Source organism: Agrobacterium sp. MCAB5, from assembly GCF_052114365.1.
In the GTDB taxonomy this organism is placed as follows: domain Bacteria; phylum Pseudomonadota; class Alphaproteobacteria; order Rhizobiales; family Rhizobiaceae; genus Agrobacterium; species Agrobacterium tumefaciens.
In genome coordinates, this window is the sequence record NZ_JBFREP010000007.1 from 243,932 (window position 1) to 258,417 (window position 14,486).

A 14,486-nucleotide genomic window follows, 5' to 3' on the forward strand; every position below is an offset into this window, starting at 1 on the left:
AGGAGTAGTCAGTTGAACTGGATCACCAATTACGTACGGCCCCGGATCAATTCCATGCTTGGCCGCCGCCCGGAGGTTCCTGAGAACCTGTGGATCAAGTGCCCGGAAACGGGCGAGATGGTCTTCCACAAGGATCTGGAAGATAACAAGTGGGTCATTCCCGCTTCCGGTTACCACATGAAGATGCCGGCAAAGGCGCGTCTCGTCGATCTTTTCGATGGTGGCGTCTATGAGGCCTTGCCGCAGCCGAAGGTAGCGCAGGATCCGCTGAAGTTCCGCGATTCCAAGAAATACACCGATCGTCTGCGCGACAGCCGCACGAAGACCGAGCAGGAAGATACTATCCTTGCCGGCGTTGGCCTCCTGAAAGGCCTGAAGATCGTTGCCGTTGTGCATGAATTCCAGTTCATGGGCGGTTCTCTCGGCATCGCGGCCGGAGAAGCCATCGTTAAGGCGTTCGAGCGCGCCATTTCAGAGCGTTGCCCGCTGGTCATGTTCCCGGCCTCCGGTGGCGCCCGCATGCAGGAAGGCATTCTGTCGCTGATGCAGCTGCCGCGCACCACGGTTGCTGTCAACATGCTGAAAGAAGCAGGCATGCCCTACATCGTGGTTCTGACGAACCCGACGACGGGTGGCGTCACTGCTTCCTACGCCATGCTGGGCGACGTGCATATTGCCGAGCCGGGCGCCGAAATCTGCTTTGCGGGCAAGCGCGTGATCGAGCAGACCATTCGCGAAAAGCTGCCTGAAGGCTTCCAGACATCGGAATACCTGCTGGAGCACGGCATGGTGGATATGGTGATCGATCGCCGCGAAATTCCCGATACGCTGGCAAGCCTTCTCAAGATCATGACGAAGGCTCCGGCAGAAGCAAACGCGGTCATTCCGCTTGCGGCTTCGGCCTGACGGAAAAATATGTCGCCCGGAGGCGGGAAGCGCCTTCGGGATGACGTTATACGTTGCATGATTTCATCTCGGGTGCGGCGGACAAATGGCCAATACAACGCCTGAAAGGCGAACAGAAGATATGACGAAGCCCGCAATCGGCGAGGCCGAACAGATCATAGAAAAGCTGATGCAGCTTCACCCCAAGGGTTTTGATCTTTCACTGGACAGAATTTCCCGTCTTCTGGAAAAACTAGGCAGCCCTCAGAAAAGGTTGCCGCCGGTTATTCATGTCGCAGGCACCAACGGCAAGGGTTCGGTTACGGCCTTTTGCCGCGCATTACTGGAGGCGGCAGGACTTTCCGTGCACGTTCACACCTCTCCGCATCTCGTGAACTGGCATGAACGTTATCGCATCGGCGTTTCCGGCGAAAAAGGCCGTTATGTCGATGATGCCGTCTTTGCGGATGCGCTGCGCCGCATCGAAGCTGCCAACGGCGGCCAGATGATAACGGTTTTCGAAATTCTGACCGCCGCGATGTTTCTGCTCTTCGCGGAGCATCCGGCAGATGCTGCCGTGGTCGAGGTTGGACTCGGTGGGCGCTTCGATGCGACCAATGTGATCAACAACCCGGCCGTTTCCGTTATCATGCCGATATCGCTCGATCATCAGGCCTATCTCGGCGACCGGGTGGAATTGATTGCCGCTGAAAAGGCCGGCATCATGAAGTCGGGTTCCCCTGTCGTCATTGGTCATCAGCAGTATGATGCGGCGCTGGATACCCTCGTTTCCACGGCTGAGCGTCTTGGTTGCCCGGCATCAGTCTATGGGCAGGATTTTTCCGCCCATGAAGAATTCGGCCGTATGGTCTACCAGGATGAATTCGGCCTGACCGACGCGCCGCTGCCACGTCTTCCCGGTCGACACCAGCTTGCCAATGCCGCTGCCGCGATCCGGGCCGTCAAGGCTGCCGGTTTTGAGGTGACGGAGCGGATGATCGAAAAGGCCATGACAACAGTGGAATGGCCCGGCCGTCTTCAGCGTGTCCTAACCGGAAAAATCGCTGAAATCGCTCCGAAGGATGCGGAAATCTGGATCGATGGTGGTCACAACCCAGGCGCCGGCGAAGTCATTGCCGAGGCAATGGCGGGGTTTGAAGAAAAGACACCGCGCCCGCTGTTCATCATTGCCGGCATGATCAACACCAAGGATCCGGTGGGCTATTTCAAGGCTTTCGCCGATATCGCGGAGTATGTCTTCACGGTTCCAATCGGCGGCACTGATGCCGCAATCGATCCCGTCGTGCTTGCCCATGCGGCCTTTGATGCCGGTCTGGTTGCGGCACCTACATCTTCGCTGACCGAGGCGCTGGACGAGCTATCGCGTCGCTTCGATCCCGAAGGGCCGCCGCCGCGCATCCTGATCGGCGGCTCGCTTTATCTTGCCGGAAACGCGCTTGCATTGAACGGTACGGTTCCCGAATAAAAAAGCCCGGCATCGCTGCCGGGCTTTTCTTTATTCCATGGAAAATCGCTTACGCGGCGCCGGAAATCCAGGCCGAAAGCGCTGTCTTGGGCGCAGCGCCGACCTTGATGTCAGCCACTTCGCCGCTCTTGAAAATGGCAAGAGTCGGGATGGAGCGAACGCCGAACTGGGCAGCCAGTTCCGGGTTTTCGTCGATGTTGAGTTTCGCGACCTTGACCTTGCCGGCAAGCTCGGACGAAATTTCTTCGAGGCTCGGCGCGATCATTTTGCACGGGCCGCACCATTCGGCCCAGAAATCCACTACGACTGGTTCGGAGGATTCGAGGACTTCGGACTGGAAGTTGGCGGCGTCGACTTTTACGGTAGCCATATCTGGCTCTCCTTTCAGTGAATCTTTTCCACTATCGATGTGATGCGGGCGCGTCGAAATTTCAATGCCCCGGTATCTCACTTTGTCTTTATTGCGGCAAGGGCTTGCGTCATGGCATCGTCACCAACCGTCATAAAAGCGGCATTTTCCGTATAAATCAGCGCGCAGACAAATTCCTTGCCGGGATAAAGCGGTGACAGAATTTCGCGATAGATGGCAAGCTGTGCCGTGTGGGAGAAGGGTATCTCGTGCGCGTCGCGCGGCGGCACGCGGTTCGTCTTGTAATCGACCAGAATGACGCTGTCGCCATCCACTGCCAGCCGGTCGATACGGCCGGAAACCGCATAATGCTGCCTGCCGATCGTCATGGTCCCCATAATGGAAACTTCTGCGCGGCTGTTGGGCGAAAATGCCGGCTGCACCGCTGGTTCGGACATAACCCGCAAAACCGCCCGTATCAGATGTTCGCGCTTGGCAGACGGCCAGAACCGTGCGGCACGTTCGGCATAACGGCGGGCTGCCTCTTCCCGCTCACTCTCGGCAAAATCCGGCAGGGCCTGCAGCATGCGATGCACCAGCCGACCGCGTTGCAATGCCAGCGAGGAGACATCGGCTTTTTCGCCGAAAAGCGGCGAACGCACGGCAAGATCGTCCGCACCGTCATCAATGATGGTGCCCGCGCCGGAAGGGCTGAGTGGCCTCGGCAATGATGGCAGGGCGGGCAAGGGGGTAAGAAGCCCCGCCGGAAGAACATATTCTTCTTGCGTCTGTGGTTCAGGCAGCCTTTGCGGAGCGGGGGTCGAACGAGCATCGGACTTGCGCCAGACAAGCCCCTGCCACTCTTCACCATCGGCCATAAACTGTTGCGGCTGGCAGTGCTTTTCATTGTCGGCAAGTGCTGCCTTGACGATGGCGTGCCAGCATTCGGGATTTTCCTTCTGGCCGCGATAACCGCAAACGACCAGATGATCGGCGGCACGTGTCATCGCCACATAAAGCAGCCGGCGATATTCGTCTTCCGCGGCCGTCTTCAGGCGTTCCTCATCGGCGCGAATGAGATGATTGGAAAAACCGCTGCCAGGCAGCCAGACGGGGAAGGCATCCCCGTCTGCTTCAACGAAGCGCAGTTTCGGGACATGACTGTGGTTGAAGGCTTTCGAACCGCCATCGACCACAAAAACAACCGGCGCTTCTAGACCCTTGGAGGCGTGCACGGTCATGATCCGCACTTCACCGCGATCCTTGTCCTGTTCGCGTTTCACCTCCGGCGAATCCGTTTCCAGAACGGATAGGAAGGCTTGCAGGCCGGGCAAGCCGGTCCTTTCATGGTCAAGCGCAAAAGACAGGAACTCGTCTAGGACATCGCTCGCCTCGTTGCCGAGACGACCCAGGAACTTTTTGCGCCCGTCATGCAGGGTCAGAACCGCAGCGAAGAAATCATGCACCGTTGCGGTTTTTGAAAGCGCGATGAAGTTCTTGAGCTTGTTGGCGACTGCGAAGAAGCGGCTGTTCTCGTCTTGCGAAGGCGTCTGCAATCTTTGCCACACGCTCTCCGTATCGGATCGCGTGGCAGCGACGTCGAAAACATCGTCTTCGGAGAGATTGAAAAGCGGGCTTTTCAACAGCGCGGCCAGAGAAAGGTCATCCTCAGGCAGCACGACAAAACGGCCAAGCGCCAGAAGGTCCTGCACGGCGATGTGATCGGTCAGGCGAAGACGGTCGGCACCGGCGACGGGAATGTTCTTGCGCCGTTTCAGCTCACGGGTCAGCGCATTGACGAAAGCATGGCGTTTTCTGACCAACACAAGAATATCGCCGGGCTCAATAGCGCGTTCCACGCCCTTTTCGATGATTGTCTGGTTGCCGATCATGCCGGCAATGCGCGCGGCGATCCGGCGGGCAACGATGGTGGCCGGCGCGCTTTCCCGAAGTGCATCGAAAGGTGCCGTCCAGTCTTCTTCGTCCTCGGCGGTTTCCGGCGCCACCATATCCCAGACTTCCACGGTGCCGGGGTGGCCGGCGCGGTTGGAGCGGTGTTCGACTGGCTCGTTATCGGCGCTGAGGCCGCTGGCATTTTTAGGGTCCGAAAAGACCTGATCGACGGCGGCCAGCACATCTTCCGTGGAACGGAAGGACAGCGGCAGGCGGATGCGGTGAAATGCCTGCTCCACCGAATCGACACGCCTTTTGGTCTCGTCGCGCTCCTGCGAAAACCGCTCCGGTCGTGCGCCCTGGAACGAATAGATCGATTGCTTTTCATCACCCACGGCAAAAAGCGTGCGCCGCCCCATGCGGGCGCTCTCGCCGCTGAAGAAGTCCGCCGCCAGCGACTGGATGATCGACCATTGCACAGGGCTGGTATCCTGCGCCTCATCGACGAGGATATGGTCGATACCCTGATCTAGCTTGTAATGTACCCAGGCGCCCGCCGTATCGCGGTTGAGGAGATTGGCGGCGCGCTCGATCAGATCCTCGAAATCGAGCTGGCTTCGCTGCTTTTTCAGATCCTCGAAATCGCCGATCAGTCTCTCAGCCAGAACAAGCGCGCATTTCGTCGCCTCCAGCATTCGCACCAGACGATAGCGGTTGCGACAGGCCACGACATGGTCCCGCGCAAGCGTCAGCGCGTCAACGAGATCGGGTGCGGATATCTGCATGCCCTTGTTGATGACATAGGCATCGGATTTTTTCTCGCCCTTGGCTGTCAACAGCGCAGCTTCGATGAATTCCATGCGCCGCACGGAATCCGTCTGCCGTTTCGCTTCCCGCAGGGCATAAGCGACATCTATGACGCGCGATCCGCCCACTTCGTCGGCAAGCGTCAGATAGGTATCGAGGGAAAGCCCCGAGAGACCTGGCAAGGGCCAGAATGCGGCCGCTGCCGTTTCTTCGGTTTCACCCGCGTCTATCTGCATTGCCTGCCGCAATTGGGCATCGATGCCATCAGCCTGTTTTGCATCGATCAAAAAGGCACGAAGGGCGCTGCGATTGGCGATGATGGCGGTTAGTAGCGATTCGAGCCCGCTTTCGTCCGCCAAATCAAGCACATAAGCGAGAGACTGCGCGAGATCGGTGTCTCCCTCCGTCGAAACCGCCGTTAAAAGCGACCGACGTGCCTCAGCCAGCAGGGTTGTTGCGGCGCGGTCATCAAGGACGGAGAAGTGGCCGGCGACATTGGCCTCCAGCGGGAACTGATGCAACAAGGCTTCGCAGAAGGCGTGGATCGTCTGGATCTTCAGCCCACCGGGCGTTTCCAGCGCCTTGGCGAACAGCCGCCGCGCTTCGGCCAGCTTGATGCGATCCGGCATCTTTCCTTCGATGGCAGCGACGCGATCCCCAAGATCGTTATCCGGCAACGTAGCCCATTCCGCCAGACGGTCGAAGACGCGGCTCGACATTTCGGACGCCGCTGCCTTGGTATAGGTGAGGCACAGAATTGCGGAGGGTCGGCACCCGGCCAGAAGCAGGCGGATGACGCGCTGGGTCAGCACATGGGTCTTGCCGGAGCCGGCATTGGCCGAAACCCAGGCTGAACTTGCCGGATCGGAGGCGAGCCGCTGTCGGTCGCTCGTCCAGTCTATCCAGCTTTGCGGGGTGTCCGTGGCAGGCCCGTGATCGATAGGGTCAATCATCATCGCCGTCTCCCGGTTCTGCCGTCGACCATTCCGAAACCCGGGCGAGGTGGTCATATTCCCCACCGTAGGATTGCTGCTCCTCCGGCACCAGCCGCGAGGCAAAGCCGTTTTCGCCATCACGCAGCGAACGCACGAACTTGGCCAGCTGATCGATTGATTCGGTTGCCAGCTCAATTGCCGATTTCGGGGCTTTTTTGCCACCCCGGTTGGAGTGTTCGTTGTTCACCTGGTCGGCAAAAAAACGGGTACCCGGCCGCAGACGCACATAGATAAGGTTTTCCGGTGTCTGCGAACCCGCCTCGCGGAAGGCGCCCCGCATCAGTGCTGCCGCTTCCAGCGCGAGCTGCGGGTCGAGCAGCGCGCGCGCCTGATTGACTGAAGGCGCAAGCCCCGTTTTGTAGTCGATAATATCCGCCTGACCGCCGGTCTTGATATCTATGCGGTCGGCGATGCCGGTCAGCCTTATGCCTGCCTCGGGAATTTCCTGTCCGGCACGCGCCTCGAAAAAGCTGCGGCGGATGGATGGATGTCGTTCTTTCTCCCAGTCGATGAAGGCGCGTGCCACCGCCTCGAATCGCGGGCGCCAGATGACATCGACATGTGCAGGAAGATCTTCCGCGTCGAAACTTTCATCCAGAATACGCTGCATGGCCTCGAGCGATGCCGGCGTGCCGGGAATATGCCCCTCGCGGGAATAGCGCTCGATGATTGCATGATAGAGCGTGCCACGGTCGGCGGCATTGGGATCGCGGTTGAAGCCATCAAGCGGGTTGAGCTTCAGGATACGCCGCGCGTAGATCGAATAGGGGTCGCGGCGCAGCCTGCCCACTTCGCTGAAGGAATAGCTCTTCGGCTGCAAGTCGGCCGGCGGTTTGGGGGCGGGGCGCTTTGCTGCTTCCTGATCGATGCTCGCATCCATCAGGGCCGCCCAGTGGCGATAGGTCTCGCCGCGCTTCTTCAGCTGGTCGGCAAAATCCTCGCCGCCGAGTGCCAGCAATCGCTGCAGCCAGCGTGATGCGACTGCGGGTGTCGAGCCCTGTCTGAGCGCGCGGCTGTAGAAAATCTGCCGTGTCCCGTTCGCCATCTCGAAATCGTGCGCCAGCTGGCCGATACGCCGCTCCGGCGGTTCCAGACCGATGGCTGTCTTCATGTTGCGGGACAGAAACGGGTTGTTTGCCGTCTGGCCCGGCCAAAGCCCTTCATTGAGACCGCCGATCACGACAGTGTCGACGCTTTGCAATCGTGCCTCAAGGGCACCGAAAATGAAAATGCGCGGATGGCGCATGGATCGCGGCTTGATCGATTCGCCAGCCACCAGTGCCGCGAAGATATCAGCCCATTGCGGACCATCCGCATCAAGGATTTCGCCGCTTTCCATCAATTCGCCAAACAGGCCGGAAAGCTTGTCGCCTGCCTCGCCGGACCAGAGAGGGGCAAGATCGTTGTTGTCATCCGCGCAGATGGCTTCGATCACCCGGCCCGTCCGCTCGGCCCAATCGGAAAGCGGCAATTTGTCCGTGAAAGACCGGCCCGAGCGGTCGCGACGCACGAATGCGCTGCCAAGCGGCTCTGTCGAAACGGCGATTCGGCGTGCCAGATCGCGCGCGGCGTCTACGCTTCCCTCGGGCAGTGCCAGCCTCCAGGCAGGCGGATGCCGGTCATCACGCTGCGCCGCCAGTTGCGCATCGAGAACCGCCTCCAGATTGCCGATTTCGGTTTCGACGCGGCCGCCTCTAAGTGCGATCAATTCCAGCGCCTTTGATGCTTTTGTAAAAGCCTCCAGCGAAAGCCCGAAACGGCTGAGCGGATGTTTCAGAAGGGAAATGACCGGCACCGGATCTCCGGGCCTGAGGATCGCTTCCAGTGCGAGTTGGGTCAGTCCGGCCTGCGGCGTGGCGGAAAGCGGCGTACCGGCGGAATCGTCGGCTTCGATACCGAAGCGCTGCAATTCCGTCGCCACGCGCCTGGCCAGTCCGCGATCGGGCGTGATCAGCGCGGCCTGAGACGGGCGGCCAGCGCCCGGCGCTTCAAGCGCCAGCCGCAGCGCCACCGCAATTGCGGTAGCCTCTTCGCGCTCGTTGGCAGCTTCTATCAGGGTCGCTGCCGCAAAAGCATCGTCGAAAAATCCGGGTTGCTTGTCCTCACGCCAGCGGTTCCAGTCGCTGGTGGATTTGGCAGGAGCAAGTGCTGCCGAAAAAACCGCCGCGCGTTTTTCAAGATCGCTATCGATAGCGCCGATCTGAACGACATCGTCTCGCATGATATCGAGCTTCTGCAACAGCATGTAGAGCCCGTATTGCGAATGGGTGCGGCTTGAAGGATCGGTAGGGTCCTCGGCAATAGCCTCCCATTGTTCCTCCGGCATCGTAAGATCGAGGCCCGGAAGCACGACGACGCCCTGGGGCAGGGAGGCGACAGAGGCGATAAGGTCTGCTGCTGCCGGAATTGAGCCCGTGGAGCCCGCAACGATGATTGGTCCGGTGTCCGGCAGGTTGGCAAGCCGGTTCGCCTCTGCCCTCAGGATACCGTTGCGATGTCGGCCTGCGGAAGTTCGATTGAGTTCGGCAAGACGGGCGGGCCAGAACACGCTGGCGATTTTCAGGAAATCCGCCGTCAGCTGCCACCATTGGGCGTGATCGCCGGTATCGAGATGCGCGAGCGCCTCCCATTCTTTTTCTTCCGTATCCATCGCATCGATCACTTCGCCAAGCGCGCGCGCCAGCCATATGGCGTCGGCAGGGCTGGCGGGGGCGACCAGTGGTGAGTCCGAATGGATGGCCCTGATGGCGTCCGGCAGGCTGTTGCGCCATGCCAGAATGAGGCGCGCCAGCTCGATTTGCCGGCCGGTGCCGGAAATCGGCGGCGCCAGATCCATGATCTCAGGATTTTCGATCTCGAAGAAGCCGCTGTCGTCATCGGTTTCGCCGAGCGGCCGGATCAGTGGCAAAATGGCGGAACGGCCGCCCAGAAGATCGACAAACTCTGAGCGCAGCACGCGGGCGGAGCGCCGGGTCGGAACATAAATCGTCACCTTGGCAAGCGAAAGCGGATCCGCAGAGTCATATTTATAGCCGGCTGTCAGTGTCCCGTCACACAGCGTTTCAGCGAGCGTTTTGAGGAACGGTGTTCCCGCAGCGATCGTCAGGACGCGCTTTGCGTGATGGGTGAAAGTCATGCAGAGCGCTTTTCCCTGAATTGCCGTATGATACTTTCGGCATCGTCTATAGCATCGGGAGTGCCGACGGTGATCCAGTGGCCATCCAGTGAAAGTCCGAAAAGTCGTTCTTTCTCGATGGCGCGGTCGAAATAGATATTCAAGTTGAAAGCATCCCCCGGCGCATCATCCAGCAGGTGCGAATCCATGGCAATGGCCCCGGCATAAACCACCGGGTTCGTGTCCCCGTCGCGATACCGCGCCAGTCTACCATCCGAAGAGAGGTTGAAATCCCTCTTGCCGTTATGACCGGTGGTACGGTCCATATCGACGCAGAGCATCGCCATATCCATGCGCGTGGCATCGAAGAATTGCGCAAGCTTGCGCAGGTTGCTGACGGCATTCAGCTGTTCGCCAATCCAGAAAAGATCGGCATTCATGACGAAGACGGGACCTGGCTCCAGAAGTTTAAGGCCCTTGGCAAGTCCGCCACCGGAATTCATCAGCTGCGACCGCTCGTCGGAAATCAGGATTTCGGCGTCGGTACGGGTTTCAAGATGGGCGATCATCTGATCGGCATGGTGATGGACGTTGACGACGATCTTCTCGGCGCCGGCCTCGACAAGGGCGTCGAGCGCGTAGTCGATCATCGGTTTGCCGGCGATCTTGACGAGCGGTTTCGGGATCGTATCCGTGATCGGGCGCATCCGGGTGCCGAGCCCGGCGGCCAGCACCATCGCGTTCTTGATCGTCATCGTGGTCAACCGTCTTTCAGTCTTTAAAATTCCATGCCCATATGGACGCACCAGTCTTTGAGCGGTGCAAGTTCGGGATGCGAAAGCGCTGCGGAAAGATAGCGAAACGTCCTTGGCATATGTTTCATATAACCGGGTTTGCCATCGCGTTCCAACAGCCTTACCCAGATACCGGCCAGCTTGCAGTTGCGCTGCGCCGACATGATGGCGAAAGCCTTGAGAAAAGACGCCTCATCGAAGGATGGCTCGTCTCGTCTAATGTCGAGATAGTGCGAAAGGAGGCGTTCCTGCAGTTCGGGCAAAATGGTAACCCGCGCATCCTGCACGATGGAGGCGAGATCGTAGGCCGTCGGGCCGATCATCGCGTCTTGAAAATCGATCAGTCCGACTTGCCGTATGCCTGCATTTTGCTCTTGCCAGAGAATGTTCGGCGAATGGAAATCGCGCAGAAGTAGCCCGCTTTCGCAGCCACTGAGCGCGTCTATCAGGCCGTCCCAGAGAGCATAATAGTCACGCTTCTCGGTATCGGACAGTGATTTGCCGCGTTTGTGGGGCAGATACCATTCCACCAGCAGCGACACCTCGATCTTCATCGCCGGTCGATCGAAAGGAGGCACTTCGTAGGTGCTGCCGTCACCGACCGGCAGCTTGCGCGGTTCCGGAGCTTTATGAAGGGCGGCGAGGCAGGCGACGCTCTGCAGATAACGTTCCTCAATCGGCGTTCCATCAGGCGCAAGCACCCCATCCCGCCCGAGGTCCTCCAGGAGGAGAATCCCCTGATCGGTATCCGCCGCCAGTATGTCAGGCGCGCGAAAGCCGCTATTTCGCAGATAATTGCCGATCGCCACGAAGGAACGGGCATCCTGGGCAAGATGGGCGATTTCCGCATAGGTCTTGCCATCAGCAACGATCGCACCTCTCAAAGGGCGTCGCCAGTCCATCAGGATAAGGTCCGGACCATCGGTGGAAATGGTCTCATAGGCGCGTGTGGAAGCATCGCCGCTTAGGAAATGGCGGGTCGCATCGCCCTTGCCATTTTTCGCAAGAAAATCGCGAATGGCGAAAACGCGCTCAAGCCGTGCTTTCTGTTTCGCGAGAGCATCGATTACAGCCCGACGCCCGTCACCGGAGTGTTCCAGTCGCAGGCTGATGGTCTGGTTTTGCGGGAGGATGTCGGCGGCGATATCAGGCCACTCGATCAGGCAGATACCGTCTTCCAGCATCTCGTCGATGCCGAGTTCGTCCAGTTCCGAGACGTCAGACAGTCGGTACAGATCAAGATGGGCAACGGGAATACGTGTTGGATAGGTCTGGATGATCGTGAATGTGGGGCTTGGAACTTCAAGATCAGGTGCATCCGCCATCGCCCGGATGAAGGCGCGGGCGAGAGTGGATTTGCCCGCGCCGAGATCTCCGATCAGCGCGAGGCAATCGCCAGCTCCCAAAGCCAGCGCCAGATCTTCGCCTAACCGGATGGTGTCCTTTTCCCCATTGAGGGAAAGGGTGATCGGCAGGATATCGTCACTCATTCTGCGGCGATGGAATGCGGGTGCACGCCCGAAGGAATGCGGCAGGTGACGATGGTGCCGTTGCCGGGCCGGCTGTCGATGCTGACAGTGCCGTGATGCAGGCTGACGAAGCTTTCCACTATAGAAAGGCCAAGGCCAGCGCCGGTCCGCCGTCCGCCGTTGCCGCGCGTCTCGAAGCGGTCAAACACGGCCTTGAGCATGTCTTCGGGGATACCCGGTCCCTTGTCGGCCACAGAGAACAGGAAGTCACCCTCGCTGCGCTGGCATGAAAGCTGAACGGAAGACCCTTCCGGCGCAAAATTGATTGCATTGGTGAGGAGCTTGATGAGGATCTGCTTCAGGCGCTGGTGATCCGCCACCAGACTACCGAGATGCGCGGGTGCGACGATCTCGAGCGAAATACCGCTTTCCTGTAGCCGGTCGGCAATCTGCACCGAAACGTCATCGAGCAATTCGTTGAGATCGTTTTCCGAATAGTTCAGCTGCATGATGCCAGCATCGACGGTCGCGAGATCGAGGATGTCGTTGACGATGGTCAGAAGAACCGAGGAAGAGGTGGAAATATGGTCGAGATATTCCGCCTGCCGGTCCGTCAATTCTCCAATACCCGGGGTCTTCAGGAGATCGGTGAAGCCAATGATATTGGTCAGCGGCGAGCGCAACTCATAAGAGACGTGCTGTACGAAATCGTTCTTCAGCTCGTCGGCCTTGAGCAGTGCGTCGTTCTTTTCCTTGAGCGCCCGCTCGGCCCGCACGCTGTCAGTCATGTTGACGAATGTCAGCATGGTCTGCGCATCCGGCAGCGGAATAATGGCGTAGTCGAGGACCAGGCCGGAGAGTAGTTCCAGCGTTCCCTGTCTCGACGGGCGTTCATCGTCAAAGCTGGTGATGAACTGGCTGAAAGAGCGCCAGCCATCCGGCTTGTCGTAGGATTGCGTGCAGGCGGCCTCAACGGCGCGGATGTGGGTTCCAGTTTCCGCCTGCTCGGCGGTAACGCCCCAGAGGGCCCTGAATGCCGGGTTGGAAAGGCGAATACGTCCGTCCGCACCAAACACGGCGACACCTTCGGCCAGATGGTCGATGGTTTCGCCCTGCACCTTCACCAAGGTGTTGTAGCGCATCTGCAGATCGACCTGTTCGGTCAGGTTCTCGAAGACCCATGTCGCGCCACCCTGCGGGTGGGCGGTCGCGATAACCCGCAACGTCTGGCCGTTGGGCAGGTGCCACAGATCGGTCTTGGTATCGAGAGAGCGGTAAACGGAGAGTGCCGTCTCTTTCCAGTTTTTCCAGTTCAGCTGCTCGGGCAATTTGCCGGCGGTGCGCAGCCTGTCGAGAAGCTCGGAATTATCGGGGCCGGATTCCAGGAAAACCAGATCGAATCCCCACAGGCTGGCAAAGGCCTGATTGTAGAATTGCAGCCGCTGCCGGCCGTCGAAAATGGCGACGGGCGTTGCGAGATGATCCAGCGTTTCGGCGTGGCTTTTCAGAACCCGCTTCATTTCCTCGCGGGTGGTTTCCGCTTCGGTAGCATCGATGGCGATGCCTGCAGAACCGCCTGCCGTCTTGATATCGACAACGTCGAAGAAGGTACGGTTTCCGGAAACCACCGTCGAAATGCGATCGTGATAGGGGGAACTCGGCGTAGCGGCCGCACGTATCTTCTGCCGGGTAACGGTGTTCAGAAGTTCGCGTTTCTCCTGAATGGTCTGTTCGGCATCGCGCGCATCCACAGCGTGCGCATAGGCGTGGTTCACCCATATGAGTTCGCCTTCGCCATTGCGCCGCCAGACGGGCTGTTCGATCGAATCGAGAAGTTCCTGAAACGTGGAGACCGAGGCGATCAGGCGCTCGCGCTCCACCTGCAATTCGGCCAGTTCGGCGCGGAGGTTGTTGAGGGCGACGAAACGCGCGAAGGCATTGCCGCCGGAAACCCGGCCTTGAACTTCAATGACTTCGCCGCGCTGCGTTTCGATGGTCAGATCGAAACTCTGTGCGTGGCTGCGAAGTTTTTCGAGGGATTTTTCAAGCTGGCTCGCGGATGATGGCTTCAGCCAGCGCCCGAAGGCCAGAAAATCGTGATCCGCCTGCGGTGCGCCCGTCTCTACGGGCAGCTGCCCCAGAAATTCGGGGCGCTTGTCCACGCCGTCCCAGATGACGATGCGCCGGCTCTTGTCGGAGATAAGCGCCTCGTATTTCGCGATCTTGTGGTGGGATTCTGCCAGCGCCTTGCGGTATTCACCGCTCTCCGCCTCGATATTACCGCGCTGGCGCACCAGCCAGACGACGGAAAACAGCGTGGCCGAAAGCATGCCGACAAAAAGCGAATAGGTGATGGTTTCTCCGGATGAAAACAGCCGCGCGCCGGTCTTTGCGACAAGACCGTCCTGCGCCAGCGCCACATTTGCAGAGCCGGCGAGAACCGTGCCGGACATCAGGACGGGAAGCCGCGAAAAGCCTGTCCGCACAGCACTGATCGCCAGCCGGCAACGCGCCATGGCCGCGCCCAATGCCACGCCAGCATGCGTGTTTTCAACGCGTTGAACTGTCTGCTCGCGCAGATCCGAATTGTGAACCGTCATCCCCGGTCTGTCTCCGTCCTATGTGCCGCATCTTCGACAAGACATCCCATTTCGTCCCCGCCGCCCTTTGGCGTGTCCGAATCAAGTTCGATG

Annotated in this window: 8 protein-coding genes; 2 read left to right on the forward strand and 6 right to left on the reverse strand. The window is 59.4% G+C overall.

Going from position 1 to position 14,486, the window contains the following annotated elements; genetic code table 11:
• Positions 1-12: 12 nt before the first annotated feature.
• Positions 13-906, forward strand: a complete 894-nt coding sequence (accD, locus tag AB4Z23_RS17495) for an acetyl-CoA carboxylase, carboxyltransferase subunit beta (protein ID WP_013635186.1) — start codon at positions 13-15, stop codon at positions 904-906.
• Positions 907-991: 85 nt separating this feature from the next.
• Positions 992-2,371 (forward strand): bifunctional folylpolyglutamate synthase/dihydrofolate synthase, encoded by a 1,380-nt coding sequence (locus tag AB4Z23_RS17500; RefSeq protein ID WP_173739217.1) that lies wholly within the window; start codon positions 992-994, stop codon positions 2,369-2,371.
• A gap of 49 nt (positions 2,372-2,420) precedes the next feature.
• On the opposite strand, the gene trxA is transcribed toward AB4Z23_RS17500, so the two are convergent.
• The 6 genes from trxA to AB4Z23_RS17530 form a co-directional block, all read right to left on the reverse strand.
• The gene (gene trxA / locus AB4Z23_RS17505) at positions 2,421-2,741 is read right to left on the reverse strand and encodes a thioredoxin (protein ID WP_003516334.1); all 321 of its coding nucleotides are present in this window, start codon (positions 2,739-2,741) and stop codon (positions 2,421-2,423) included.
• 77 nt (positions 2,742-2,818) lie between these two features.
• Positions 2,819-6,376 carry a double-strand break repair helicase AddA gene (gene addA / locus AB4Z23_RS17510; protein WP_441360363.1) on the reverse strand — a complete coding sequence of 1,186 codons (3,558 nt, stop codon included), beginning with the start codon at positions 6,374-6,376 and terminating at the stop codon, positions 2,819-2,821.
• Positions 6,366-9,551: a double-strand break repair protein AddB gene (gene addB / locus AB4Z23_RS17515; RefSeq protein ID WP_421476888.1), complete on the reverse strand. Its 3,186-nt coding sequence runs from the start codon at positions 9,549-9,551 to the stop codon at positions 6,366-6,368. The genes addA and addB overlap by 11 nt, the downstream gene beginning before the upstream one ends.
• A complete protein-coding gene (locus AB4Z23_RS17520) occupies positions 9,548-10,285 on the reverse strand; it encodes a nucleotidyltransferase family protein (RefSeq protein ID WP_013635190.1) in 738 nt (245 codons plus the stop codon). Before AB4Z23_RS17520 ends, addB begins: the two co-directional genes overlap by 4 nt.
• Before the next feature lie 23 nt (positions 10,286-10,308).
• Entirely contained in the window at positions 10,309-11,814 is a 1,506-nt protein-coding gene (gene tsaE, locus AB4Z23_RS17525; protein ID WP_421476886.1) for a tRNA (adenosine(37)-N6)-threonylcarbamoyltransferase complex ATPase subunit type 1 TsaE, read from the reverse strand.
• Positions 11,811-14,393, reverse strand: coding sequence for a sensor histidine kinase (locus AB4Z23_RS17530; protein WP_013635192.1), 2,583 nt, complete (start codon positions 14,391-14,393; stop codon positions 11,811-11,813). Before AB4Z23_RS17530 ends, tsaE begins: the two co-directional genes overlap by 4 nt.
• Positions 14,394-14,486 lie beyond the last annotated feature (93 nt).